The sequence below is a fragment of the Streptomyces sp. NPDC088910 genome (assembly GCF_044749865.1).
Taxonomy (GTDB): Bacteria; Actinomycetota; Actinomycetes; order Streptomycetales; family Streptomycetaceae; genus Actinacidiphila.
This window is the reverse complement of the sequence record NZ_JBIVIV010000010.1, coordinates 94,082-118,500: the sequence shown is the minus strand read 5'-3', so window position 1 is coordinate 118,500 and position 24,419 is coordinate 94,082. Positions and strand designations below refer to the sequence as shown.

Sequence of the window (24,419 nt, the reverse complement as noted above, 5' to 3'; positions counted from 1 at the left end):
TCGCGCGTTGGCTGGGGCTGTCATCTCGGTCCGTAGCGTCGGCTTCTGCCGGCCGGACCTGCCCCGTCGACCTCTCGGGGACCCCTCACAGGTTCCGTGCTGCCCCACGGCGACGACCGATGAACCGAACAACAGCGCAGACGAATGAGAGACGCCCATGTGCAGTCCGCAGCACCAGCCCGAGGGACCCCTGCCCGGCGCGAGCCGCCGATCGTTGCTCGTCGGAGCCGGACTCGCCGGAGCCGCGGTGGCCGGTCTGTCGGCCGCGGGACCCGCGTCGGCCAGTACGCCGGGGACGGCCGGAACCGCCGGGCTTCCGGGGTTCGGCGGGCCGTGGCGGCCCGACACCGACGACCAGCGCTTCACCGTCGTGGTGATGCCGGACACGCAGTACATGTTCGACGGTGACGCCCTGTACCCGGCGCCGGTCGAGGCGGCCTTCCGCTATCTGCTGGCGAACGGCAAGGACGAGAACATCGTCTTCATGGCCCACCTGGGCGACCTCACCCAGAACGGCAAGGCGGGCGAATTCGCCTCCATCAGCAAGGCGTTCAAGATCCTGGACGACCACCAGGTGCCGTACAGCGTGCTGGCGGGCAACCACGACATCCCCGGCAAGGACGACCAGCGCGGGAACACGCCGTACCTCGACCACTTCGGACCGCGGCGGTTCCGCAAGGCGCGCTCCTTCGGCGGCGCGAGCCCCGACGGCTACAACACCTTCCACACCTTCCGGGCCGCGGGCCGGGAGTGGCTGGTGCTGGCCCTCGACTGGCGGCCGTCGGCCGCGGGCGTCGCGTGGGCGAAGAAGGTCATCGCCGCGCACCCGAAGTCCCCGGTCATCCTCACCACGCACGAGATCGTCGGCGCCGACACGTACGGCGACGAGGCCGAACTGTCCGACTTCGGGCAGCAGTTGTGGGCCGACCTGATCGACGGCAACGACCAGATCTTCCTCACGCTCAACGGTCACTTCTGGCCGCCCGCCCGCACGGTGAAGAAGAACGCCGCCGGGCACGACACGCATCTGCACATCACCAACTACCAGGACCGGTACTACGGCGGCGCCGCGATGATCCGGCTCTACCGCTTCGACCTGGCGCGCGACACCATCGACGTCGAGACGATCTCCCCGTGGATCCTCGGCAAGGCCGCCGACAGCCTCAACGAGCTGGAGCGGCAGGAGATCGAACTGACGGGACCGCAGGACCGGTTCTCGCTCGACATCGACTTCGAGCAGCGCTTCTCGGGCTTCGCCCCGGCCACCCCGCGGCCCGCACGGCCCGTCAACCGGATGCTCGTCCCCGGCACCCTGGCGTACTGGCGGTTCGACGGCTCGCACGGCACCGACCGGATCGTCGACCTGTCGGGGCGCGGCAACGACCTCACCAAGGTCGCGCTGCCCGGCGCCACGGACGCGGCGCTGACCTGGTCGGCCGACCACCACCCGGACCAGCCCGGCCACGCCAGCCTCTACTTCGGCGGCGACAGGGACAGCGGCGGGCCGCACGGCGCCTACCTCCAGACCGTGGACAGGGCGCCGCTGAACGCGGCCACCTTCCGCTCGGCGTACACCTTCGAGGCGTTCTTCAAGCTGCCCGCCGACTGGGACGGCAACCGCAACGGCTGGTCGGCGCTGCTGAGCCGCTGGGGCACCAGCGGCCAGGCGGGCAAGACGGGTTACTCCGAGACCGAGCCGATCGTCACCCTCAGCCTGTCCGGCGGCGCCGAACTCCAGTGGAACGTCTACCCGTTGAACCTCACGACGTCGACCACCAACTGGGGCCACTACCTGCCGATCAACGTGTGGTGGCACGTCGCCGTCGTCAACAACGGCCGACAGACCACGATGTACGTCGACGGCTGCCCGGTCGTCCGCAATCCGTCCACCCGCAACAACGGCCTGACCTCGCTCAATCTGCCGTGGATGATCGGCGGTCACGCGGACGGCGGCAAGCCGGACCAGGTCATGCGCGGCTGGATCGGTGACGTCCGGATCGCCGAACGGGCGCTGGCCCCGCGCGAGTTCATGAACGCCTGACGGACACAGCCGCCGGGGGGCGGGTCCCGACCCGACCGCACCCGTCCCCCGGCCCCGGACCTCACTTTCGATCGGACCCGGACCGGGACCCCACCGCCCGAGCAGCCGTTAGCCTCGGGCGGTGAAACGCATCCTCGTCGCAGGCATCACCGGAGCGGGCAAGACCACCATGGCGCGGGCCCTCGCCGAGCGGCTCCGCCTGCCCTTCCACGAGATGGACGCCCTGCGGTTCTCGGGCCCCGACTGGGCCACCGACCCGGAGTTCGAGCGGAAGGTCGCCGACCTCGCGGCCGGCCCCGAGTGGATCGTCGACTCCTTCGGCTACCCGGAGGTACGGGACCTGCTGTGGACGCGCGCGGACACGGTGGTCTGGCTCGACTACCCGCGAGCGGTGATCATGCCGCGCGTCCTGCGCCGGTCGCTGAGCAGGACGCTGCGCCGGGAGCGGGTCTTCGGCGGCAATGTGGAGACCGTGTCGGGCTGGTTCAGCGGCGAACACCCGGCGTGGTGGGCCTGGTCCCAGCACGCCGCCCGGCGCGCGGACATCGGCGGGCGCGGCCAGGACCCCCGCTTCGCGCACCTCCAGGTGTTCCGTTTCCCCTCGCCGCGTCGGGCCGAGGCGTGGCTGCGCACCGTGCGCCCGTGACGCGGTGACCTGGCGGGCTCGTCGGCCCGATGGCCGCGTGCCGAACCCCGGTACCCCCGCGACCGACGGCTGGGCCGGGTTCCGGACGTGCCCCGCGCCTCCCCCGGCCGCCCGTCCCTCGCATCCCGCAGCCCGCGCGCACCGCGCCTCCCACCGGCCACAGTCCGCCCGGTCACCGGCCGCGGTCCGTCCGCTTTGCCGTCTCCCCAGACCTTGACGGCCGCGTCCACGACCGCAAAGAATGGCCCGGCAGCCTATGACAACGTTGTCTAAACGCAAGAGGAGATCTGCCGTGACCCACGACCCCGCCGGACTGGGCAGACGGCGCTTCGCCCAGCTCGCCGCGCTCACCTCCCTGGCCGTCGCCACGCCGCTGTCGATCGGCGCCGCCTCCGCGGACGCCGCGCCCGCGGGCCGGCCCGGCGGCGCAGGGCACGGTCCTGGCCACGCTCCCGACGACGATGTCGCCGCCGCCTACTACCAGGCGCTGCTGACCCACACCCGCTGGGCCGAGACCCAGTGGGACGCTTCGAAGGGCTACTACACGGGGACCGACTACAACTTCGTGGTCGTCCTCGGCAACGCGGTGCTGCTGACCCGCGGTACGTACGACGCCACGAGCGCGGGCATCGACAAGGAGACGCTGCGGGCGCACACACTGGCCACCGTCAAGCACTTCGCCGCGTCCAACCGCCTGACGGGCGGCACCGAGTGGGGCCGCACCCTCTTCTTCGACACGACCTTCCAGCTCTACTTCGTGCTCGCGGCGCACCTGCTCTGGGACCAGTTGGACGCGGTGACGCGAGGTCACGTCGACACGATCGTGCGCGAACAGGCCGCGTACACCACGGCGTTGGGCACCGCCAACGACCCAGCGTCCGGCAGTTGGACGCCGAACGGGCTCAAGGGCGGCTTCGTCGGGGACACCAAGCTGGAGGAGATGGGCGTCTACGCCCAGTCCCTGGCGCCGGGTCTGGCCTGGGCCAGCGACGATCCGAGGTATGCCGACTGGAGCGCCGCGTACGGCCGTTGGAGCCGGAACGAGACGGGGCTCCCGGCCGCCGACCTGGCCAACCCGACCGTGGTGGACGGCGTCGCGGTCAGCGCGAACACCGCGACGAATCTGTACGACTCCTTCATCGTGGAGAACCACGGCTCCTTCGGACCGCACTACCAGCAGGAGTTGTGGCGCACCTCGGGCCGTAACGCCGTGCACTTCATCACCGCGGGCCGTCCGCTGCCGCAGGTGCTCACCGAGCAGCCGAACGCCAAGCAGTTGTGGCGCACGCTGCTGATGGTGATGAGCGACGCGGGCGAGCCGCTGATGCCGATGGTCGCCGACCGCGAGCACCTCTACGGCCGTGACGTGATCCCGCTGGCGTTCCTCGCGCAGGTCGCCGGGGACCGTACGGCGGCGTGGGGCGAGGCCGCGATGGCGGCGCGGCTGGCGCCGTACCAGGCGTACGCGCCGCTGTACCGGCTGGCGAAGTTCTCCGGTGAGCCGAAGTACGAGCCCGAGGCGCGCGCCGAGGTGGCGATCAGCTATCTGCTGCACGAGTGGCGGGCGGCGCACGGCGGGATCGTCAAGCCGCTGTCGGACGCGGAGATGTTCGCGCGCGCCTCCGGCGTCAAGGACTTCGGCACCGGCCCCGGCCTGGTCGCGCAGCAGACCCCGGCGGCCTGGGCGGCGGCGGTCAGCAAGCCGGGCTTTGTGAAGTTCGGCTGGCAACCCGCCCACGACGACTGGCTGTTCGCGCTCAGCGGCACGACGCCGATGTTCCTGCCCGCGACGGCGGCGAAGGTGCTCAAGCGGTCGGTGACGACGTACCGGGAGGTGCGCGACGGCTTCGACGCGACCGCGACCGTGCTGACCCTGGACTCGGGCACCGCGGGCTTCACCACTCTGCCGTCCGGCGCGGTGGTCTACGCGACCAGCGGTACGGCGTCGGGCGAGGGCTCGCTGCGGGTGCAGAATCTGACGATGCCGGGTGTCGCGGGGCTCGTCGGCAGCCGTACGTACACCGCGGCCGAGGGCAGCGCGAAGGTCGCCTCGCAGGACAGCGGCAACGCCGGTGTCGGTCCCGGGCCGCGGGTGGACGAGCTGACCGTGCCCAGCGGTTCGTGGCGGTACGTGCGCATGCAGGGCGTCGCGGGCCACACCACGTACGGCTACTCGCTGTACGCCTTCGAGGTCCGTGACGGCGCGAGCGGTCCGGATCTGGCCCAGGGCAGGACGGCCACCGCGTCGTCCGCCGACTCCGGCAAGGGTGCGGCGCTGGCCGTGGACGGCAATGCGACGACCCGGTGGGCGGTCGCGGTCTCGGACCGCGGGCGCGCGGACAGTTGGCTGACCGTGGACCTCGGCGCCGCCAGTGCCTTCGACCGTGTGACGCTGCGCTGGGAGACGGCGGCGGCGCGCGCGTACCGCGTGCAGGGCTCGGCGGACGGGAAGACCTGGACCGATCTGCTCCGCTTCCCGAGCGCGGACCTGTCCAGCCGCGGCGGCTGGCTGTCGGTGGACGGCCGGGCGGGGCTGGTGGTGCGCGGCGCCGCCAACCCGCTGTCGGTGTACGGCGATCTGGTGGTGCTCTCCGACGGTCCCGCCGAGCCGTTGCTGGTGGAGGGGCTGCCGTCGGGCGACCCGCGCGCGGTGAAGGCCGCCGCCGCGCGGCCCGCGCCCCGGGCGCGCGACGCGGCGGTCAAGGCCAGTACGGCGGGCGGGCACTTGAGCCTGTTCAACCTCTCCGCCGGCTCCGTCGCCACCACGGTGTCGGTGCCGCAGAGCCGGTCCCGTCTCACGCTCTACGCGGGAACGCAGCACGTCACCGCGGACGGCACCGATGTCGCCGCCGAGTTGACGGCCGCGAGCGCGGCGGTCGTCCCGGCCCGCTTCACCCTGACGTCGCGTGCGGGCGGTTCGGTGCCCACCGGTCTGCGGGTGGAGGTCGTGGACGCCGCGACCGTACGGGTGAGCGGTCCGCGCGCCCGTCTGCTGGTCACGGCGCCGTCGGGCGCCCGCGCCCAGGTCGATGTCCAGCCGGGCAGGACCGCGCAGGTCACCGTGCGCGGCGCGAAGCCGTACCCCCTGGAGGACGTGGCGGTCGGCTGCGACACCTTCCCGACCGGTCCGCTGCCCGCGGGCATGTCGGATCCGGCCGCGGCCGTGGACGGCGACCCGGCGACGTCCTGGCGGCCCGGCTCCGCGCGCGGCCGCATGGTGGTCGATCTCGGCGCGGCGGTCGATGTGCGGGAGATCCGTACCGCCTGGACCGGCGGCCATGTGCCGTCCGCCGCCATCGAGTTCAGCGCGGACGGGCTGACGTACACCTCGGCGGGCGAGCTGCGGCGGCGCGGCCGTGCGGCGACGCTCGCGGCGCGTACGACGGCACGCTATGTGGCGCTCGCCGTGTCCGGCGGTCGCGACACGGACGCGCGGCTGGTGAGCCTGGAGGTCGTCCCGGCCTGACCACGGCCGGACAAGAGCCCCGGTTCGGGGCGGCAGACCGGGTCAGGCCGGTCTGCCACCCCGAACCGGCAGTGCCGCGGGGGCCGCTGACGTCACATCAGGTCAGGCTCAGTGCACGACGACGCGCAGCAGGCGGGAGCCGTGGTCGTCGGCGCCCTCACACCGGGCACCTCGTGCACCGTGAGCGTCGCGGCCGTCACCGGGACCGGTGTCGGCCCCGCGGCGACGGCCACCGGCAGGACGCCGTCCGCGTCCGGCCGATGAGGAGGCCCGCTCCCGCCGAGGGTAGGGCGGGCCTTCAGGCCACGTCGGCCGCGAGGCGGCTGAGCAGGAACCCGGCCATGCCGCGGACGCCGAACCCCAGCGCCCGCTCGTCGGCCGCGAAGTCCGGTGCGTGCGGGGCGCCGTTCATCCCGGCCTCCGGATTGGCGACGCCGAGGTAGAACATCGCGCCCGGCACACCGTTCAGGAAGAGCGCGAAGTCCTCGCCGTTGAAGGGGAAGGAGGCGTGCAGCACCTCCACCGCGTCCGGACCGAGCGCGCCGCGCAGGTACCGCGCCGCGGCCTCGCTCAGTTCCGGCGAGCAGACCATCGCGGGGAACGGCTCGTCCGCGAAGACGGCCGTGGCGCCCGGCAGCGGTTCCACCGCGGCGCGTACGGTGTCGCGGATCTCGGCGTAGCGGCCGTCGGGCCAGGCGCGCAGCGAGACGCGGACGAGCGGGCTGCCGTCGTCGAGCGCGGTCAACTCGGGCCAGGTGACGACGAATCGCGCCAGCGGCCCGTCGGGGTCGCGGAGGTCGGCCAGCAGGCGGTCGTACTCCACGGGGTTGCGCGGGAGGCGGACGGTGGACAGGCCGTCCACCAGGTCGAGAATCCGGCGCGCGTCGGACGCGGCGTCCGGGCCGGTCAACTCGACCTGGAAATGGTCCTGTCCCGGCAGTCCGTGACCGGGCATGACCGCGAAGGTGCCGACCGGGAACGGCCCGCAGTGCAGCGCGTAGACCTCGCGCGGGGGTGTGTGTTCCAGGGCGCCGTCCTCGATCATGGCCCGCGCTCCGGCCAGCGTCTCCTCGGCAGGCTGGAAGAGGAAGACGATCCGGCCGTGCCAGCGCTCGCGCAGCCGGGCGAGTACCTGGGCGACGCCGACCCCGACGGCCGTGTGCAGATCGTGGCCGCACAGGTGCGCGGTGCCGGGGACGAGGGAGGCGAAGTCGCTCTCGAACAGCTCGTCCAGCTCGTCGTCGTCCACCGCGTCCATGTCGGCGCGGTAGGCGAGGGTGGGTCCCGGTCCCGCGCCGTCGAGCACCGCGACCACGCCGTGGCCGCCGACGCCGGTGGTCACCGTGAGGCCCGCGGCCCGCAGCCGTTCGGCGACCAGCGCCGCCGTACGTTCCTCGGCGCCCGCGGGCTCGGGGTGGCGGTGGATGTCGCGGCGCAGCAGCACCAGGTCGTTGTCGAACTCTTGCGCGATATTGCCGATCTCCTGGCTGTCCAGTGCTGATGGCATGCGTGGGAGGGTACCGGACGGCGGCGCGGGGTTCGTCGCGCCCGACAGCCTTGACCGGTCGAATGGTTGACCCGCGCGTGCGGCGTGAGTAACTTACCGACGCCAGCTGCCATGCGGTAGGAATCCTTCCACTCCCCCGGCGTCCCTTCCCTGCCGCTCCCGACCACTGCTCCCGATCCAGCCGGCCTCTACAGACGAGGTTTCCATGCGGACCCCTGCACTGACGGCAGCCGCGGCGCTGCTCGCCTCCCTCTCCCTCGTACTCGCCGGGAGCGCCGACGCGACCCCGGCCCCGCAGCACGGCGGGAGCGGCCAATTCGACCGGCCGTACTCCGGATTCGCCCCGGCGGACACCGTCCTGCACCGGGGCACCCCGCGGTCGGCCGGGCTGGACGCGGCGCCGATCGACGCCTTCGAGCGGCAGATGGCGGGCTGGGAGGACCCCGCCTCGGGTGCGAATCACCTCTTCCCCGGCGCGACCACGCTGATGGCCCACGACGGCGTGGTGGTGGAGCGTGACGCGGGCGGTTACGCGGTCGAATACGCCGACGCCACCCACGAGTTGCCGGCCGACCAGCGGGTCCCGGCGCGTACCGACACCATCTACGACCTGGCCTCGCTGTCGAAGCTGTTCACCTCGATCGTGGCCATGCAGCAGCTCGAAGCGGGCCGGATCGACCTCGACACACCGGTGGCGCACTACCTGCCGGAGTTCGCCACCAACGGCAAGGGCGCCGTCACCGTCGAGCAACTGCTCACCCACACCTCGGGGTTCGACGCCGATCCGGTCCCCTCCCTGTGGCAGGGCTACCCGGATCTGCCGTCCCGCGAGAAGGCGATTCTCGACGCGAAGCCGATCAACGCGCCGGGGACGACGTATCTGTACTCGGATCTGAACATGCTGAGCCTGCAACTGGTGTTGCAGAAGGTGACGGGCAAGCCGCTCGACACGCTGGTGCGCGACGGCATCACGGAACCGCTGCGGCTGACCGACACCGGCTACAACCCGTCGGCCGCGAAGCTGCCGAGGATCGCGGCGACCGAGTACGAGACCAGCCCCGCGCGCGGCATGGTGCGCGGCCAGGTGCACGACGAGAACGCGTGGGCCATGGGCGGCGTCGCGGGCCACGCGGGCGTCTTCTCCACCGTGGACGATCTGGCCGTCCTGGCGCAGACGATCCTCAACGGCGGTACGTACAAGGGCCGTCGGATCCTCAGCCGGAACAGCGTCACGCTGATGGAGCAGAACTTCAACCAGGCGTTCCCCGGTGACTCGCACGGCCTGGGCTTCGAGCTGGACCAGATCTGGTACATGGGCGGCCTGTCGGGTCCGCGCACCCTCGGGCACACCGGTTTCACCGGCACCTCGCTGGTGATCGACCCGCAGTCGCGTTCGTTCGCCGTCCTGCTCAGCAACCGGGTGCACCCGACGCGGAACACGCCCTCGACCAATCCGCCGCGCCGGGCCATCGCCACCGCGCTCGCGCAGGCGATCGCGGTCCGGGCCCCCGGCGGCGGCCCGTTGTGGTACTCGGGGCAGGGCGGCGGCACCACCAGCACCCTCACCACGGGACCGATCACCGCGAAGGCACCGGTCGACATCGACTTCTCGGCGTTCGTCAACACCGAGTCCACCGACCTGCTCACCGTCGAGTCCTCCACGGACGGCGGCACGACCTGGCAGCCGCTGCCGCTGCGGGTGACCGGCAAGGGCGCGCCGTCCGGCGCCCCGACCTCGCTGTCGGGGCAGGACGTCCGCGCCTGGTGGCGGGTGCGCGCCGAGCTTCCCCGGGGCGCGGCCGGTGCGCTGATCCGCTGGACGTACGCCACCGACCCGGTCTACGAGGGCCGCGGCGTCGACCTCGCGGGGCTGTCGGTCACCTCGGGCCACCACGACCTCCTGCGGGCCGCGGGACTCACCCCGGCCGGCGCCTGGCGGACCGTGCACTGATCCGTCCGCCGGCCGCGGAGCGCTCACCCGCGCCGGGGCTCGCCCGAGGCCACGTTGACCCCGACGATCACGGTGGATACGTTTCCCCCGTGTCAGCCGGTTCCGACAACGAATCCCCCGAGGCGAGTCCCTTGGCGCGCGTCCGGTCGCTGCTGCCGGACCTCGCTCCGGCCGAGCGGCGCGTGGCGGCGGCCGTGCTGGCCAATCCGGCGCTCGCCGCGCGCAGCAGCATCACCGAACTGGCCGAGGCGGCGACGACGAGCGAGACCACGGTCATCCGCTTCTGCCGTTCCGTGGGCCTGCGCGGCTACCCGGAGTTGCGGATCGCGCTGGCCGCGGACGCCGCGCGCGCCGAGACCCGCGACGACCGGCACCTCGGCAGCGACATCACGCCGACCGACGACCTGTCGGAAGTCGTCGGCAAGGTCGCCTTCGCCGACGCGCGCGCCGTCGAGGAGACCGCGCGGCAGCTCGACGTCGACACGCTGCGCCGCGTCGTGGCGGCGGTCGCGGCGGCGGGCCGCGTCGACATCTACGGCGTCGGCGCCAACGCCCTGGTCGCCGCCGACCTCCAGCAGAAGCTGCACCGGATCGGGCGGGTGAGCTTCGCGTGGAGCGACACCCACATCATGCTCACCTCGGCGGCGGTGCTCAGCCCCGGTGACGTGGCCATCGGCCTCTCCCACACCGGGGCGACCGCCGACACCGTCGAGGCGCTGCGGGTGGCGCGCGAGCACGGCGCGACGACCGTCGCCCTGACCAGCTTCCCGCGCTCGCCGATCCACGCGGTGAGCGATCACCTCCTGACGACCGTGGCCCCCGAGACCACCTTCCGCTCGGGCGCGACCGCCAGCCGTATCGCCCAGCTCACCGTGATCGACTGCCTGTTCATCGGCGTCGCCCAGCACCATCTGGACAGCGCCCGCAAGGCGCTCAAGGAGACGTACGACGCGGTCGGCGACCATCGGCTGCCGGAGCCGTGACCGGGCGGGTGAGGCCGCCTGCTACGCCGACGGCCGGGGCGTGTGGATGATGCCGTTGAGCAGCACGTCGAATCCCCAGGTCAGACGGCCGGTGCCGGTGCCGCTCAGCAGGTCCATGCCGAGGGCGGCGATGTGGGGGTAGGTGTCGGGCGTGGCGGAGAGGATCGCGTTCGCGGCGTCGCTCTCCTCCTGCTCCGCGCCGTCGGCCACGCTGCGGGTGCCCTGTTCGGTGGCGGTGGAGGTCGCGAAGTGCAGCAGCAGGTCCACCGCCCACGCGGTCCGCTCCGCGGGGACGCCTTCGGCCAGCAGCGCGAGCAGGCCGTCGACCAGCCGTAGGTAACCGGGGCCCGCGGGCCTGGTCACCAGCGCGGACTGGGCGAGCCCCGGGTACTCCATCAGGGCCCTGCCGTACGACCACAGGAGCGTGAACAGCCGCTCGCGCCAGTCCCCGGGCGCGGTCACCGGGCCGAGGTCGAGTCCGGCGAGCAGGTCGTCGAGCATGTACGCGCGCAGCTCGGCGGTGTTGCTCACGTAGACGTAGAGCGAGGCCGGGCCGGTGTCCAGCTCCTGGGCGAGGCGGCGCATCGTGACGCGGTCGAGCCCTTCGGCGCGCATGATCTCCAGCGCCGTGCCGACGATCCCCTCGCGGGAGAGCGCGGGTTTGGCGGGCCGGTCGCGGCGGCTGATGGGGGCGGCTTTCCCAGGCGTCATCGCCTCAGCATAACGAACACGTTCGCCCGGCCATGGCGTGATCACGCCTCCTGGAACGAACATGTTCGCCCTGAACGCGTTCGCAACGAACATGTTCGTGTACGGTGGTGGATGTGGTCGGACAGACCGGTCCGATCACGCAATGTCACAGCGGACGTCACCCGACGTCACCCGGGAAGGAGGTCCCGCCATGACCACCGCGACCACGACTTCGACCGCGCCCCGTCCCGCGGGCACCAGCACATCGGCCCGGCTGATGTGGGCGATCCTGGGGCTGGTGCTGCTCGCCGACGCCCTGGACATGATCGACTCGACCGTCACCAACATCGCCGCGCCCACCATCAGCGCCGAGCTGCACGGCGGCCAGGGCCTGATCAAGTGGCTGGGCTCCTCCTACATGCTGGCCATGGGCGTCCTGCTCGTCATCGGCGGGCGGCTCGGCGACAAATTCGGCCAGCGCCGGATGTTCCTGATCGGCATGGGCGGCTTCACCGTCGCCTCCGCCGTGGCCGGGCTCTCCCCCGATCCCGGACTGCTGATCGCCGCCCGTGTGGTGCAGGGGGCCTTCGGCGCCCTGATGATCCCGCAGGGCATGGCGATCATGACCAAGACCTTCTCGCGCGACATGCTCGGCAAGGCGTTCGCGTTCTTCGGGCCGCTGCTCGGCCTGGCCTCGGTCGGCGGTCCGATCCTGGCCGGATTCATCATCGACGCCGACCTCTTCGGCCTGTCCTGGCGGCCGATCTTCCTGATCAACCTCGTCCTCGGCGCGGTCGGCCTGGTCCTGGCGGTCCGGCTGCTCCCGCACGACGACGGGGACCGTGCGGTCGTCGTGGACGGGATCGGCTCGGGTCTGCTCGCCGTCACCATGTTCGGCCTGCTCTTCGGCCTGGTCGAGGGCTCGACCAACGGCTGGACGGCCACTCCCGTCCTCTCCCTCGTCGTGGGCGTGGCGGCCTTCGCGGCCTTCGCCCGCCGCCAGAGCACGGCGGCCGACCCGCTGCTGAAGGCGTCGTTGCTGCGCAACCGCGGCTTCAGCTCGGGACTGGTCGTCGGGCTCGTGGTCTTCGCGACCACCAGCGGGCTGATCTACGTACTGTCCCTGTTCATCCAGGAGGGCCTGCACGCCTCGCCGCGCACCGCTTCACTCGCCCTGCTGCCGATGACGCTCGGCATCATCGTGGCCGCGGGCGCGTGCATGGCGCTGATCAAGAAGCTCGGCCGCACGCTGATCTTCGTCGGCATCGCGATCCTGCTGGCGGGCGGCGGCTGGCTGCTCGCGCTGGTCGCCCACTCGGGCACCGGCGTGGGCCTGTGGACGCTGGCCGCGCCGATCTTCGTCACCGGGCTCGGCATGGGCGCCTGTTACGGCACGATCTTCGACATCGCGCTCGGCGACATCAGCCCCGACGAGGCGGGCAGCGCCAGCGGCTCGCTCTCGGCGATCCAGCAGCTCGCCGCCGGTATCGGTTCGGCCGCGGTGACCTCGGTCTTCTTCCAGACCGCGGGCGGCGGCCTCGGCCACGCCATGAAGATCAGCCTCGCCGTCGTCCTGGGGCTCAGCCTGCTGTGCCTGCCCGCGGTCGCGCTGATGCCCAAGCGCGCCCCCGAGGAGACCGGCCACTAGCGGGTCAGGCCGCCGCGAGGACCCCGCTCCCTGGGGGGCGGGGTCCCGCCGTGCGTGCCGCGTACCGGGTCGCGCCGGGCGAATCCCGTACGACGAGGTGAACCGCTACCAGGTGAACGCGGTGGACTGGGCGCTGGTGGCGATGCAGTAGACGGTGGTCACCGAGGGCGACGTGGTGACGATCTTGACCGACCAGTTGGTGGCGCTCGGCGTGCCGGACAGCACCCAGGAGTCGGTCTTGTCACCGGCGGCGAGCGTGCCGGTGGACTGCGGGAGCGGGCCGAGGGTGACGGCGCCGGTCATCGCGGGGTTCACGGTGCCGGAGAAGTCGACCTCGGTCGAGCCGTTCTTCTTGACCTTGATGGTCGTGGTGATGCTGTTCGGCGGCACCGTGGTGCCGGCCGGGACCGTGATCGTGGAGGAGCTCAGTTTCAGTTTCTTGACGCCGCCGGAGTCGGTGGCGGTCAGCGTGGCCGTCCCGCTGCCCCAGGTGCCGCAGTTGTAGCTGGCGGTGGCGGTGGCCGGGGTGACGGCGACCGCGTGCGGGGCGAGGGTCAGACCGGCGAACAGTGCGCCGCCGCTGAGGACGGCGATCGTCCCCATGCGCTTGGATCTGGACATGGCAAAGCACTCCAATCAAGCAGGGTGAGGGTGCGCCGGGGGACGACCTCGCACAGGCACCCTTGACATCCCGTTGTCGAGTGACTACCCGCTGTCCGGCCCGGCGCGCTGGTCGGGAGTGAAGCCCCATGACCTTGAAGAGTCAAGCGCCACGGGACGACGTGACCCGCGGCTTGACCCGCGGCCGGCGTCGCCCGGTGCGAACGGCGGCCCCACACCGCGAGGTTACCGGCGGGTTCGCATTGACTTCTGCGTCCCGCGCTGTCGCAATGCCCTGGAACCAGCACCTGACGCACCGTCATATACACGTATGCGTCCCGGAGTCAGGAGGCACGCGTTGCATCATGCAGGGCAGTTCTCTCTACGGCGCCTCGCGCGGGCGGCGGTGCCGGCTCTGGCCCTGGCCGCGGCCTGCACGCTGGCCGCCCCCGCGGCGCACGCGGACACGGTCACCCCGACCGTGCACTGCGTGCTGCCCGCCGGACAGGGTGAGAACACCGGGCCGCAGTCCGTCTCGGTGACCCTCACCCCGGCCACGGTCGCGCCGGGCGGCAAAGTGCACGCCGAGGTCACCCTCGGACCCTCGCCCGCGACCAGCCCGCTCGCACTGTCCGCCGTACCGACCACGCCGAGCATCTACTTCACCATGTCGGGCGGGGCGACCGGGACGGTCTCGGTGACCGGCCCGACCGTTCCCGTGGACATCCCGGCGGCGCCCGCGCCGATCGTCATCCCGCCCTACGGAGGGGACTTCTTCGTCCCCTCGGACGCGTCGGGACCGGTGACGTTCACGCCGTTGAAGATGAACACGCAGACGGTGGTGCTCGGCAGCACCTTCCAGACGCCCTGTGACATCGTCTCGGGCAGCGGCGGCATCGGCACGGTCACCGTGCAGGGCGGCGGCGGTGGGGCCACCACGCTCACCGCCCCGGCCTCGGCCGTACGTCCCAGCACCTCGGTCGCGCTGAGCGGCAGCGGATTCACCGCGGGGGGCACCCCCGTGGTCTCGCTGTGCGACGCGCAGGGACTGGGCTGCGACCCGTCCCGCTTCACCGCCGACACCCTCGCGATCGACTCGTCCGGCGCCCTCTCGGGGAGCGCGACGCTGGCCGCGTCGTCCGTGATCGCCGACGGCACCTACCAGGTCCAGGTCAGCGACGGCGCCAAGCACGCCACCGCCGACCTCACCGTCAAGGCGTTCGTGCCCACGGGCGCCCGCAGCGTCACGCTCTCGCCCGACCACGGCCCGCTCGGCACCGTGGTGACCGTCAGCGGCCGCAACTTCCACCAGGACCAGTACATCAACGTCTGGGGGGTGGACGCCGACGGCAACCAGACCGCCGACGACGCCGTGTACCCGGTCAGCACACCCGACGGCACCTTCACCGCCGAGTTCACCGTCAACGACCCCGCCACCACCGCGATCCACACCGACGAGAGCGGTGCGGAAGGCTCCGACGTGAACGCGAAGTTCACCGTGGGCGACAGCGGCGGCGCGACGGCCACCCAGAAGATCAGCGCCACCGTCACCGCGGGCAATCTCCAGATGACCCAGTCCGGGGACACCGTCGACTTCGGCACCATCCCCCTGACCGGACGGTCCCAGACCGCCACCAGCGCGCTCAACACCGTCACCGTCGTGGACTCCCGCGGCGTCGACCTCGGCTGGTCCCTGACCGGCACGCTCACCGACCTGACCTCGGGTCAGAACACCATCCCCGCCTCGGCCGTCCGTTGGACACCCGACTGCGTCCGAAGCTCGCAGAGCGTCGGCACGCCCGCGCCGGGCACGCCGGGCCCGCTGGGCAGCACCGCGGCGACACTGTGCCAACTCACCGCGGCCGGCGGCGAGAAGGTCGTCGGCGGCACCGTGAAGGTCAACGCCGACATGGACCTGCGGCTCCCCGCGGTGACGGCGCCCGGCGACTACAGCGCGATCCTCACACTCACCCTCACCTGAGCGCCACGTCCCCGTTCCGCACCAACCGACTCCGACGTCCCTCCTCCTGATCCGTTCCTCCCCCGGGCCCATCTCCCGGGGGCGGAACGGCCCGGACCCGACCCCCGCTCCTTCTCCCCCGGGGCTCATCCCCCGCGGACTCATTCCCCGGGACCCCACCCCGCGGACCTTCTCCCTCTTCCCGGACCCCTCCCGTGCCCAGGCTCAGGGAGGGGTCTGCCATGCCCGAAAGGCGGCGCAGCAGATGTTCCCACCCTTCCACCGCAGGCCCGGACGGGGCTGGCGGGCGAGAATCGCCACGGGCGCCGTCGCGGTGCTCGCCCTCATCGGCGCGGGTCTGACCTCCGCGACGACGGCCCAGGCCGCGACCATCAACCCGACCGTGCACTGCACGCTCCCGGCGGGTCAGGGCGACGCCACCGGGCCGCAGTCGATGACGGTGACCCTCACCCCGGCCGTCGTCACCCCCGGCGGCAAGGTGCACGTCACCGTCACCCTCGGCGCCAGCCCCGCCATCCCCGGCACCTCGCTGTCCAATGTGCCCACCACGCCCTCCATGGACCTGGCGATGTCCGGCGGCGCCACCGGCACCGTGACGGTCACCGGCCCCACGGTGAACATGAACTACCCCTCGGGGCAGCCCGTCGTCGTTCCCCCGTACGAGGGTGACATCTATCTGCCCGCCAACGCCTCGGGGGCCATCACCTTCACGCCGACCCGTACCCTCACCAGCACCGTGGTCCTCGGGGGTACGTACCAGACGCCCTGCGTGGTCACCGCGGGCGGCGGACCGGTCGGCACGGTCACCGCGCAGGGAGCGGGCAGCGGCGCCTCGCTATCCGGGCCCACCGGAGTGGTCCGGCCGCACACCGCGATCGACCTCGCGGGCGGCGGCTGGACGGCCGGCGGCACTCCGACGGTGTCGCTGTGCGACGCCAACGGCGCGGGCTGCAACCCGGCCGACTTCACGTCCGACACCCTCGCCATCGACAGTTCGGGCATCCTCACCGGCACCGCGACGCTCGCCGACGCCAACACCGTGGCCGACGGCTCGTATCAGATCCAGGTCGACGACGGCACGACCCACGCGAACGCGCCACTGACGGTCAAGGCGTTCGCGCCCACCGGTCCGAGAACGATGACGCTGTCCCAGAACAACGGCGTGGTCGGCACGGTGATCACCGTCGTGGGTCACAACTTCCGCCAGGACCAGTGGATCAACATTTGGGGACTCGACGCCGCCGGGAACGCCCTCGACGACGCGGTCTACGTACAGAGCCTGCCCGACGGCACGTTCAGCACCGACTTCACCATCGACAGCGCCGACCTGGTGGCCGTCTACGCCGACGAGAGCGGCACGGCCGGGACCAGCGTCACCGTACCGTTCACCGTCACCACCACCGCCGTGACGCTCAGCGCCACCACCCCGACCGTCCTTCCCGGCCACGCGGCGACGCTCACCGGATCGGGCTGGCCCGCGGGCACCACCCCGACCGCCGCGCTCTGCGCCGCGGACGGCACCGCGTGCTCGACCGCGTCCGTCTCGTCGAGCAGCCTGAGCATCGCCTCCGACGGAAAGCTCTCCGGCTCGGTCACCGTGGCGAAATCCGTCGCCAAGGGCTCCTACCAGGTGCAGGTCACCGCGGGCTCGATCCACGTCCTCGCGCCGCTGTCCGTCGCCACGACGTTCATCACGCTCAGCCCCGCCTCCGGTCCCGCGCACACCAAGGTCACGGTCGTCGGCCAGGGCTGGGCGCCGGTCGCCACGGTGGAGATCGACGGGCTGAAGGCGGACGGTTCCCGTACCTCCGACAGCTACGCCACCAAGATCATCGGCCTGGACGGCACCTGGTCGCAGACCTTCACGGTCAACGACCCGGCCACGGTGGCGCTCTACGCGCACGAGTGGCTGATCAACGGGCACACCGCGACCGCCGCCTTCGCCGTCAACGGCAGCACGGCCCCGCCCGCTCCCGCCTACTCGCTCAGTCCGGCCGCGGGACCGGTCGGCACCTCCGTACTGGTCAGCGGGCGGAACTTCGCGCCCGTCGCCACGGTCGTCGTGTCCGGGCGCCGCGCCAACGGCGCCCAGAGCTCCGACTCCTCGGTGCTGCGCGTCATCGGTCTCGACGGTACCTTCGCGCTCGACTTCACCGTGCGCGACCCGAAGACCGTCGGCATCATGGCCGCCGAAGTGCTGGTGAACGGCAAGACCGTCCAACTCCCCTTCACGGTCCGCTGAGTTGTCACCCACGGCCTGCCCGGACCGCCCGCGCGGCGGCTCCGGGCAGGCCCCGTGCCGTTCCGGGCCGCCAGTCGGGGCCGCTACTCGACGGTCATGGCGGGCTGCACCCCGGCGATGCAGCAGGCCGCGAAGTACAGCAGGATCGGGTGCGTGTACGGCACGGCCTGGTCCGGCGGGTGGATGACGTCGTGGCCGCCGGACACGTCGGGCAGCGTCTCGTACGCGGGCACCAGCACGGCCGCGTCGACCAGGTAGCGGGTGGAGGACGGCCACTCCACGTCGATGTCGGAGCCGGTCGGCACGATCCACGACCACTGCCGTCCGTTGGTGAGGACGCAGCCGGAGCTGGGCAGGCAGCCGAGGATCCGCATGCCGTGCTCCGCGGACGTCTCGACCACGTCGCAGGCCAGTCCCGGCGGGAAGTCTGCGGTGGTCGGGACATGGATCCGTTCCCTGGCGGCCGAAGGCCCGTCCACGCGGGGGGCGAGCCAGTCGAGGCGGGTGCCCCGGGGCGGCAGGGCGGAGCGACGGCCGGCCGGGGGGACACGCTTCATCGGGGGTCCTCCGAGTACGTGGCCGACGCGTCGTCGGCCGGGGCGGCGGGCACGGTGAAGGTGGCCCAGGCCGTCCAACCGGCTCCGGGCGAGGAGACGTTGATCCCCCAGGTCGTACTCAGGGCCTCCACGACGACCAGCCCGCGGCCCCCCTCGTCCGGCAGCCGGGCGTCGTGCCGCGACGCGCTGCGCCCCTCGGAGCCGACCTCGACGTAGACCTCGGGACCGCCGCCGCGCAGATGGCAGGTCACGCTGTCGCTGAGGCTGTGCACGATCGCGTTGGTGACCAGCTCGGAGACGACCAGCACGATGTCGTCGCGGACGCCCTCGGGCAGGCCCCAGCGGTCGAGTTCCGCGCGGGCCTCGTGGCGGGCGACGCTCACGGAGGTCCGGCGGGCGGCGAGACGGAAGACGGCGTACACATCGCCGCTCGGGCGCGATGACGTGATCGGTGGGGTTCGGAGACCCGTTAATGCTGCCATGGCCGTCACCTCTCGTGGGGGCCGCGTATGTGGGGTCGCGGTTGCGCGCTCGGCGGCATCACTGCCGGGCTCGACCATCGGCGTCACTGCCTGTGTCGGTGCTTCCGCGATGACGACGGCTGAGGACGACCGGGCGCGTGGCGGTTCCTGACAACGTAGTCATCATGGTGATCGGCTACGCCGTCGACTCCAACTATGGTGCTGCTACCCTCAACTCGCAAGCCACAAAGTGCAATTCGCAGAATGAGCCAGGGCGGCGGGAGACTGCGGGGCAACATGGCACACTGCGGCGAGCACTGAACATTCGCACGGGGAGGTAGCAATGGCGGCCACCGACAATGGGTGGGGCGGCGGCCCTCCTACGGTGCTGCGGATGATACTGGGACGCCAGTTGGAGGAGCTCAGATCCCGCGCCGGCGTCTCATTCGAGCAGGCCGGCGAGGTCATCGGGGTGAGCCATTCGACGATCCGCCGGATGGAACAGGCCAAGGTGGCACGGCTGCGGCTGTCCGACGTCGAGAAGCTGCTGCGCACCTACGGCATCACGGAAACGGCCGAAATCGAGACCTTCCTCGAACTCGCCCGCGAGGCCAACAAGCACGGCTGGTGGCACACCTACCGCGACGTGATGCCCGACTGGTTCGGCGCCTATCTCAGCCTGGAGCAGGCGGCGGTCCACATCCGCGCGTACGAGGCGCAGTTCATCCCCGGCCTGCTCCAGACCGAGGAGTACGCGCACGCGCTGCTCACCGCGGGCGACCCGCAGGCGTCGGCCGAGGACATCGACCGCAGGGTCGCCCTGCGGCTGACCCGGCAGCAGATCCTGACCCGTGCCCAACCCCCGCTGCTATGGGCGGTGATGGACGAGACGGTGCTGCACTGGCCGGTCGGCGGACCGAAGGTGATGCGCGCTCAGATCGACCATCTGCTGGAGATCGGCGAACTGCCGCACGTACGCCTTCAGATGATGCCCTTCACCAACGGGCCGCACCCGGCGACCCGCGCGGGGGCCTTCCAGCTCTTCCGGTTCGAGGCCGCGGAACTGCCCGATGTCGTCTATCTCGGCGGCCTGATCGGGTCGACCTACCTCGACAAGCAGGACGAGGTCGCCGCGTACCGCGAGGCCATGGACCGGCTCGCCGCCCAGGCGCCGCAGGAGAAGAAGACCAAGGCACTGCTGGGTGCCCTACGCAAGGAGCTCTGACGTGGATCACATTCGCAACGGCATGAGTGCCGCCGACCTCGGGCCCCACGGCTGGCACAAGCCGTGGAGCGACGATGCCGGCGGAGCGTGCGTCGAGGCGATGAAGCTGCCCGACGGCCGGGTGGCGCTGCGCCAGTCCACCGATCCGGGCGGCCCCGCGCTGATCTACAACCGCCGGGAGATCGAGAGTTTCATCCGGGGCACCAAGGCGGGCGACGCCGACTTCCTGCTCCAGCAGTGACGCCAGGCCGCGCGAGCGGCACCATCGCACATCGACAAGGAAATCCGGAGGACCGCGTGCCCGAGAACGGCTGGCCGGCCGACCGTATCGACACCAAGAACCCGCACCCGGCACGGGTGTACGACTACATCCTCGGCGGCAAGGACTACTATCCTCCCGACCGCGAGGCGGGCGACGCCATGGTGGAGGTGTGGCCGTCGATCGTGCCGCACATGCTGGAGAACCGGAAGTTCATGCACCGCGCCACGCGCTACCTGGCGCAGGAGACGGGCATCCGGCAGTTCGTCGACATCGGCACCGGCATACCGACCCGGCCGAACGTGCACGAGGTCGCGCAGTCCATCGCCCCCGAGTCGCGGGTGGTGTACGTGGACAACGACCCGATCGTGCTCACGCTCTCGGCGGGCCTGTCCTCCAGCACTCCCGAGGGGCGGACCGAGTACATCGAGGCGGACATGCGGGACCCCGCCGCGATCCTCGGCTCGCCGCAGTTCCGCGAGACCATCGACCTCGGCAAGCCGGTGGGCCTGACGTTCATCGCGATCGTCCACCTGATCATGGACGAGGACGACCCGCTCGGCATCGTCCACCGCCTGCTGGACCCGCTGCCGTCCGGCAGCTACCTCGCGATGTCGATCGGCACGGACGACTTCGCGCCGGAGGAGGTCGGGCGCGTGAACGCCGAGTACACCGCGCGCGGCATGCCGATGCGGCTGCGGAATCTCAGCGAGGCGCAGGCGTACTTCGAGGGCCTGGAGCTGGTGGAGCCGGGCATCACGCAGGTGCACCGCTGGCGGCCGGACGACTCCGTCGACCCCGCGGTGCGGGACGAGCAGATCGCGATGTACGGAGCGGTCGCCCGTAAGCCCTGATCGTCTCCCGTTCCCCTGTGGCCTGGTCTCCGGTGACGCCGGAGGCCGGGCCGCGACGCGTTTCAGGGGGGCGCTGCCGCGTCCCGGACAGGGGTAGTGCCGCAGTCCGGGAGTGCGGCAGTCCGGCCGCCGGTAGCCGGTAGCCGGTAGCCCGGCGTAATGACATTCGTTTCCATTAAGGTACGGTGGGGCCGGTCGCCGGGGCATCGGCGGCGGTCGTCCGGGCCGTCGCGGGCCCTCGCGAGTCCGCAACCGCCCTGGAGGCACCGTGTCCGCCCACTGCCAGCTCACCGGGCGCAAGCCCGGTTTCGGCAACGCCATCTCCCACTCCCATCGGCGCACACCGCGCCGCTTCGACCCCAATATCCAGCGCAAGCGCTACTGGCTGGCCTCCAAGGGCCGCTTCGTCCGGCTGACGCTCAGCGCGAAGGGCATCAAGACCGTCGACCGGATCGGCGTCGAGGCGGCCGTCGCCCGGCTGCGCGCCCGCGGGGAGAAGGTCTGATGGCCAAGAAGAGCAAGATCGCGAAGAACGAGCAGCGTCAGGCGGTCGTCGCCCGATACGCGGCACGCCGGGCCGAGTTGAAGCGGATCATCGCCTCCCCCGCCACCACGCCCGGCGAACGGGCCTCCGCACGGGCCGAGTTGGGCCGACAGCCGCGCGACGCCAGCGCCACCCGGGTCCGCAACCGGGACGCGGTGGACGGCCGCCCGCGCGGCTACTTCCGCACCTTCGGCATCTCACGGGTCCGGCTGCGCGAGCAGGCGCACGCGGGGTTCCTGCCGGGCGTGCGCAAATCGAGCTGGTAGCTGTCCCTCCCTCGCGCCTCAGCTCAACTTCGGTGTGTCCAGGCGTAGATGGCGCGCTTGTAGGAGCTGGGCATGTTCAGCTCGGGGATGCTGTCGAGCGGGAAGAGCGCGGATTCCTTGTGCTCCTCTGCCGTCGGCGGCGGCTGGTCGGGCGGCAGCAGCGAACAGCCGTACGTGACGACCAGGACGCGACGGCCGGGCGCGGTCTCGTGGATCCACACCCCGTCGTCGATGAGGCCGTCGGCCTCGACCAACCAGCCGGTCCTCTCCAGCACCTGGCGTTCGACGGCGGATTCGGGGCTGTCGTCGGGCCGTCGTCCGGTCTGCTCGGCGCCCGACTCCAGTTGCCCGCCGGGGAGTTCCCACTCCTCGCGGTCGTTCCTCGACAGCAGGACACGGCCACGCGCGTCGAGCACCACGGCCTTGACGGACACCGGCCACACAGGCGGCTGATACGGCATGGAAATCCTCATGGGGCGAAGGGACTTCGCGGGACCGTAGCACGCGGAGGTCGGCCGGTGTGATCGTCGTGCGGGGCCGCGCGGCCCGGACCGCGTGCCCGAGCGGCACGGGGTCCGGGCGCCGCCGGAGGCGGGCGCGGTCGGAGGGCGGCGGGTCTCAGAAAGTGGCCGCCGGGTTGACCTCGGACTTGGTGATGCCCGTGCCGGGCACGTCCCACTTCGCGAAGATCTTCGCGTAGGTGCCGTCGGCGATCAGCTTGTTCACGGCGTCGCTGAGCGCCTTGCCGATCGGTGAGCCCTTCGCCGTCACGAATCCGACCGGCGTGGTGCTGATCTGGCCGAGGTACTTCGTGTGGGGCACATGCGTGGCGTCGTACTTCAGCGCCAGCGTCGGGCCGAAGTAGATGTCCACCTTGCCGTTCGCCAGCCCCAGGAAGATGGGGGCGGAGTCGGTGAAGTACTGCACCTTGTACGGCTTCTTCCCGGCGCCCGAGCACTTCGAGGCGCCGTCGGTGAGGATCTGCTGGAAGGTGGAGCCGGGGCTGGTCGCCACGGTCAGCCCGCAGAGGTCGGTGAGCTGGGTGACCGAGTCGACGGGCACGTCCTCGGCGCCGAGGAAGGACTGGCCGTCGTTGAGGTAGGTCGCGAAGTCCACGACCTCCACGCGGGCCTTGGTGACACCGAAGTTGTCCTGGCCGACGTCGTACCGGCCGTTCTGCACACCGGGGATGACGGTCGGAAAGGTGCCGTACTGCACCTTCCACGTGATGCCGAGCACCTTGCCGACGGCGTTGCGCAGGTCGACGTCGAGGCCGATGGGCGTGCCGTCCTCGCTCTCGCCGCCGTGCGGGAGGCCGGTGACGCCCGGCGCGCGGGTGGTGCCCAGGGTGAGCGTGCCGCTGCTCTTCGCCGCGGCGGGCAGCTCCGCCGTCAGCGCGGGGTCGGCCGCGATGCCCGAGACGACGTCCTCGGTCGGGATGGCGGTCGATCCGGCCGACGCGGACGACGACGAGGTGGCGCCGGCTGCCCGGGACTTCGGCGTGCCCGAGTCGTCGGACGAGTCACCGCAGGCGGTCAGCAGGGCGAGGCCGATGACGGCGGTGAGCGTGGCGGCGGCCGGCCGCGGGAGACGGCGGGCGGGGCGTCTTTCGGTGGTCACGGGGGTGCCTTTCGCAGCGGGGTCGAGACGAGTGCGGGCAGGTGTGTGCGCGGCCTGGCGTGAACCGCTCGACGGCGAGCGTCAATTGGAGGAGTGCGGGGGCGATGCGGGACCGGCGCTACAGGACGGCCGCGAGGAAGGACCGCGCCCTGGGGTGGCGGGGGTCGGCGAGGACGTCGGCGGGCGGCCCCGACTCGATGATCCGGCCGCCGTCGAGGAAGGCGACGGTGTCGGCGACCTCGCGGGCGAAGCCGATTTCGTGGGTGACGACGATCATCGTCATCCCGCTCACCGCGAGGTCCTTCATCACGGCCAGGACGTCGCCGACGAGTTCGGGGTCGAGGGCGCTGGTGGGCTCGTCGAAGAGCAGCAGTCTCGGCTCCATCGCGAGCGCCCGGGCGATGGCGACGCGTTGCTGCTGACCGCCGGACATCTGCCGGGGGTAGGAGTCCTCGCGTCCGCCGAGCCCCACCTGTTCCAGCAGGGCGCGCGCCCGGACCGCCGCCTGTTTGCGCGGCACGCCGCGCACCGCGACCGGCGCCTCGGTGATGTTCTCCAGCACCGTCATGTGCGGAAAGAGGTTGAACTGCTGGAAGACCATGCCGACATGGGCGCGCTGCCGGGTGATCGAGCGGGCGCGCAGTTCGTGCAGTCGGCCGCGGCCCGGCCGGTAGCCGACGATGTCGCCGCCGACCTCGACGAAGCCCGCGTCGGGCCGCTCCAGGTGGTTGACGCAGCGCAGCAGCGTGGATTTCCCGGAGCCGGAGGGGCCGAGCAGCACGGTCACCTCGCCCTCATGGACATCCATGTCGACGCTGTCGAGGACGAGTTGCGTGCCGAAGCTCTTGCGCAGGCCGCGGATCCTGACCAGCGGGCGT

22 protein-coding genes are annotated in these 24,419 nt (G+C 71.8%); 14 read left to right on the top strand and 8 right to left on the bottom strand.

What is annotated here, in order from left to right; genetic code table 11:
• Window positions 1-157 precede the first annotated feature (157 nt).
• The 4 genes from ACIP4Z_RS22980 (at window position 158) to ACIP4Z_RS22965 (ending at window position 6,417) form a co-directional block, all read left to right on the top strand.
• Complete coding sequence (locus tag ACIP4Z_RS22980; protein ID WP_355345648.1) at window positions 158-2,041, top strand: LamG-like jellyroll fold domain-containing protein; 1,884 nt, start codon at window positions 158-160, stop codon at window positions 2,039-2,041.
• Window positions 2,042-2,162: 121 nt separating this feature from the next.
• Complete coding sequence (locus ACIP4Z_RS22975) at window positions 2,163-2,687, top strand: AAA family ATPase (protein WP_355345651.1); 525 nt, start codon at window positions 2,163-2,165, stop codon at window positions 2,685-2,687.
• Between the two features lie 256 nt (window positions 2,688-2,943).
• Window positions 2,944-6,153, top strand: coding sequence for a discoidin domain-containing protein (locus tag ACIP4Z_RS22970; RefSeq protein ID WP_401310923.1), 3,210 nt, complete (start codon window positions 2,944-2,946; stop codon window positions 6,151-6,153).
• A 111-nt stretch (window positions 6,154-6,264) separates the two neighbouring features.
• Entirely contained in the window at window positions 6,265-6,417 is a 153-nt protein-coding gene (locus ACIP4Z_RS22965) for a hypothetical protein (RefSeq protein ID WP_401310920.1), read from the top strand.
• A gap of 34 nt (window positions 6,418-6,451) precedes the next feature.
• Here ACIP4Z_RS22965 and ACIP4Z_RS22960 read toward each other — a convergent pair whose 3' ends face one another.
• Window positions 6,452-7,660 carry a M20 family metallopeptidase gene (locus tag ACIP4Z_RS22960; RefSeq protein WP_401310917.1) on the bottom strand — a complete coding sequence of 403 codons (1,209 nt, stop codon included), beginning with the start codon at window positions 7,658-7,660 and terminating at the stop codon, window positions 6,452-6,454.
• 205 nt (window positions 7,661-7,865) lie between these two features.
• Between ACIP4Z_RS22960 and ACIP4Z_RS22955 the strand changes: the two genes are divergently transcribed.
• Both ACIP4Z_RS22955 and ACIP4Z_RS22950 read left to right on the top strand, forming a co-directional pair.
• Entirely contained in the window at window positions 7,866-9,611 is a 1,746-nt protein-coding gene (locus ACIP4Z_RS22955) for a serine hydrolase (protein ID WP_401310914.1), read from the top strand.
• 89 nt (window positions 9,612-9,700) lie between these two features.
• Window positions 9,701-10,594, top strand: a complete 894-nt coding sequence (locus ACIP4Z_RS22950; protein WP_355345666.1) for a MurR/RpiR family transcriptional regulator — start codon at window positions 9,701-9,703, stop codon at window positions 10,592-10,594.
• 21 nt (window positions 10,595-10,615) lie between these two features.
• Here the strand turns inward: ACIP4Z_RS22950 and ACIP4Z_RS22945 are convergent, their stop codons facing one another.
• Window positions 10,616-11,305: a TetR/AcrR family transcriptional regulator gene (locus ACIP4Z_RS22945; protein WP_401310910.1), complete on the bottom strand. Its 690-nt coding sequence runs from the start codon at window positions 11,303-11,305 to the stop codon at window positions 10,616-10,618.
• A gap of 190 nt (window positions 11,306-11,495) precedes the next feature.
• Here ACIP4Z_RS22945 and ACIP4Z_RS22940 point away from each other — a divergent pair, with 190 nt between their 5' ends.
• Entirely contained in the window at window positions 11,496-12,932 is a 1,437-nt protein-coding gene (locus ACIP4Z_RS22940; RefSeq protein WP_401310907.1) for an MFS transporter, read from the top strand.
• Between the two features lie 105 nt (window positions 12,933-13,037).
• Here ACIP4Z_RS22940 and ACIP4Z_RS22935 read toward each other — a convergent pair whose 3' ends face one another.
• Window positions 13,038-13,553 carry a hypothetical protein gene (locus tag ACIP4Z_RS22935; RefSeq protein WP_355345675.1) on the bottom strand — a complete coding sequence of 172 codons (516 nt, stop codon included), beginning with the start codon at window positions 13,551-13,553 and terminating at the stop codon, window positions 13,038-13,040.
• Between the two features lie 337 nt (window positions 13,554-13,890).
• Here ACIP4Z_RS22935 and ACIP4Z_RS22930 point away from each other — a divergent pair, with 337 nt between their 5' ends.
• Both ACIP4Z_RS22930 and ACIP4Z_RS22925 read left to right on the top strand, forming a co-directional pair.
• Complete coding sequence (locus ACIP4Z_RS22930) at window positions 13,891-15,513, top strand: hypothetical protein (protein ID WP_401310904.1); 1,623 nt, start codon at window positions 13,891-13,893, stop codon at window positions 15,511-15,513.
• Window positions 15,514-15,757: 244 nt separating this feature from the next.
• Complete coding sequence (locus ACIP4Z_RS22925) at window positions 15,758-17,755, top strand: hypothetical protein (protein WP_401310902.1); 1,998 nt, start codon at window positions 15,758-15,760, stop codon at window positions 17,753-17,755.
• A gap of 83 nt (window positions 17,756-17,838) precedes the next feature.
• Here the strand turns inward: ACIP4Z_RS22925 and ACIP4Z_RS22920 are convergent, their stop codons facing one another.
• Together ACIP4Z_RS22920 and ACIP4Z_RS22915 are read right to left on the bottom strand one after the other, a co-directional pair.
• A complete protein-coding gene (locus ACIP4Z_RS22920) occupies window positions 17,839-18,312 on the bottom strand; it encodes a hypothetical protein (protein WP_391045438.1) in 474 nt (157 codons plus the stop codon).
• A complete protein-coding gene (locus tag ACIP4Z_RS22915; RefSeq protein WP_401310899.1) occupies window positions 18,309-18,794 on the bottom strand; it encodes an ATP-binding protein in 486 nt (161 codons plus the stop codon). Before ACIP4Z_RS22915 ends, ACIP4Z_RS22920 begins: the two co-directional genes overlap by 4 nt.
• Window positions 18,795-19,116: 322 nt before the next feature.
• Between ACIP4Z_RS22915 and ACIP4Z_RS22910 the strand changes: the two genes are divergently transcribed.
• The 5 genes from ACIP4Z_RS22910 (at window position 19,117) to rpsN (ending at window position 21,921) form a co-directional block, all read left to right on the top strand.
• The gene (locus ACIP4Z_RS22910; RefSeq protein WP_401310896.1) at window positions 19,117-19,998 is read left to right on the top strand and encodes a helix-turn-helix domain-containing protein; all 882 of its coding nucleotides are present in this window, start codon (window positions 19,117-19,119) and stop codon (window positions 19,996-19,998) included.
• Between the two features lies 1 nt (window position 19,999).
• Window positions 20,000-20,239, top strand: a complete 240-nt coding sequence (locus tag ACIP4Z_RS22905; protein WP_317452483.1) for a DUF397 domain-containing protein — start codon at window positions 20,000-20,002, stop codon at window positions 20,237-20,239.
• 56 nt (window positions 20,240-20,295) lie between these two features.
• On the top strand, window positions 20,296-21,111 hold the full coding sequence (locus ACIP4Z_RS22900; protein ID WP_401310893.1) for an SAM-dependent methyltransferase: 816 nt from the start codon (window positions 20,296-20,298) through the stop codon (window positions 21,109-21,111).
• 268 nt (window positions 21,112-21,379) lie between these two features.
• Complete coding sequence (gene rpmB, locus ACIP4Z_RS22895; RefSeq protein ID WP_401310890.1) at window positions 21,380-21,616, top strand: 50S ribosomal protein L28; 237 nt, start codon at window positions 21,380-21,382, stop codon at window positions 21,614-21,616.
• On the top strand, window positions 21,616-21,921 hold the full coding sequence (rpsN, locus tag ACIP4Z_RS22890) for a 30S ribosomal protein S14 (protein WP_401310888.1): 306 nt from the start codon (window positions 21,616-21,618) through the stop codon (window positions 21,919-21,921). The genes rpmB and rpsN overlap by 1 nt, the downstream gene beginning before the upstream one ends.
• A 23-nt stretch (window positions 21,922-21,944) precedes the next feature.
• Here the strand turns inward: rpsN and ACIP4Z_RS22885 are convergent, their stop codons facing one another.
• The 3 genes from ACIP4Z_RS22885 to ACIP4Z_RS22875 all read right to left on the bottom strand — a co-directional run bounded on the left by ACIP4Z_RS22885 (window position 21,945) and on the right by ACIP4Z_RS22875 (window position 24,412).
• Window positions 21,945-22,382 carry an NUDIX domain-containing protein gene (locus tag ACIP4Z_RS22885; protein WP_401310885.1) on the bottom strand — a complete coding sequence of 146 codons (438 nt, stop codon included), beginning with the start codon at window positions 22,380-22,382 and terminating at the stop codon, window positions 21,945-21,947.
• 157 nt (window positions 22,383-22,539) lie between these two features.
• Entirely contained in the window at window positions 22,540-23,541 is a 1,002-nt protein-coding gene (locus ACIP4Z_RS22880) for an ABC transporter substrate-binding protein (RefSeq protein WP_401310882.1), read from the bottom strand.
• A 118-nt stretch (window positions 23,542-23,659) separates the two neighbouring features.
• Window positions 23,660-24,412, bottom strand: a complete 753-nt coding sequence (locus tag ACIP4Z_RS22875; protein WP_355345777.1) for an amino acid ABC transporter ATP-binding protein — start codon at window positions 24,410-24,412, stop codon at window positions 23,660-23,662.
• Window positions 24,413-24,419 lie beyond the last annotated feature (7 nt).

Excerpts from the sequence above, each read along its gene's own strand:
- ACIP4Z_RS22980 (WP_355345648.1), top strand. The coding sequence starts at position 158 with ATGTGCAGTCCGCAGCACCAGCCCGAGGGACCCCTGCCCGGCGCGAGC.
- ACIP4Z_RS22970 (WP_401310923.1), top strand. The coding sequence starts at position 2,944 with ATGACAACGTTGTCTAAACGCAAGAGGAGATCTGCCGTGACCCACGAC.
- ACIP4Z_RS22960 (WP_401310917.1), bottom strand. The coding sequence starts at position 7,660 with ATGCCATCAGCACTGGACAGCCAGGAGATCGGCAATATCGCGCAAGAG.
- ACIP4Z_RS22955 (WP_401310914.1), top strand. The coding sequence starts at position 7,866 with ATGCGGACCCCTGCACTGACGGCAGCCGCGGCGCTGCTCGCCTCCCTC.
- ACIP4Z_RS22945 (WP_401310910.1), bottom strand. The coding sequence starts at position 11,305 with ATGACGCCTGGGAAAGCCGCCCCCATCAGCCGCCGCGACCGGCCCGCC.
- ACIP4Z_RS22940 (WP_401310907.1), top strand. The coding sequence starts at position 11,496 with ATGACCACCGCGACCACGACTTCGACCGCGCCCCGTCCCGCGGGCACC.
- ACIP4Z_RS22935 (WP_355345675.1), bottom strand. The coding sequence starts at position 13,553 with ATGTCCAGATCCAAGCGCATGGGGACGATCGCCGTCCTCAGCGGCGGC.
- ACIP4Z_RS22925 (WP_401310902.1), top strand. The coding sequence starts at position 15,758 with ATGTTCCCACCCTTCCACCGCAGGCCCGGACGGGGCTGGCGGGCGAGA.
- ACIP4Z_RS22920 (WP_391045438.1), bottom strand. The coding sequence starts at position 18,312 with ATGAAGCGTGTCCCCCCGGCCGGCCGTCGCTCCGCCCTGCCGCCCCGG.
- ACIP4Z_RS22915 (WP_401310899.1), bottom strand. The coding sequence starts at position 18,794 with ATGGCAGCATTAACGGGTCTCCGAACCCCACCGATCACGTCATCGCGC.
- ACIP4Z_RS22910 (WP_401310896.1), top strand. The coding sequence starts at position 19,117 with ATGGCGGCCACCGACAATGGGTGGGGCGGCGGCCCTCCTACGGTGCTG.
- rpsN (WP_401310888.1), top strand. The coding sequence starts at position 21,616 with ATGGCCAAGAAGAGCAAGATCGCGAAGAACGAGCAGCGTCAGGCGGTC.
- ACIP4Z_RS22885 (WP_401310885.1), bottom strand. The coding sequence starts at position 22,382 with ATGCCGTATCAGCCGCCTGTGTGGCCGGTGTCCGTCAAGGCCGTGGTG.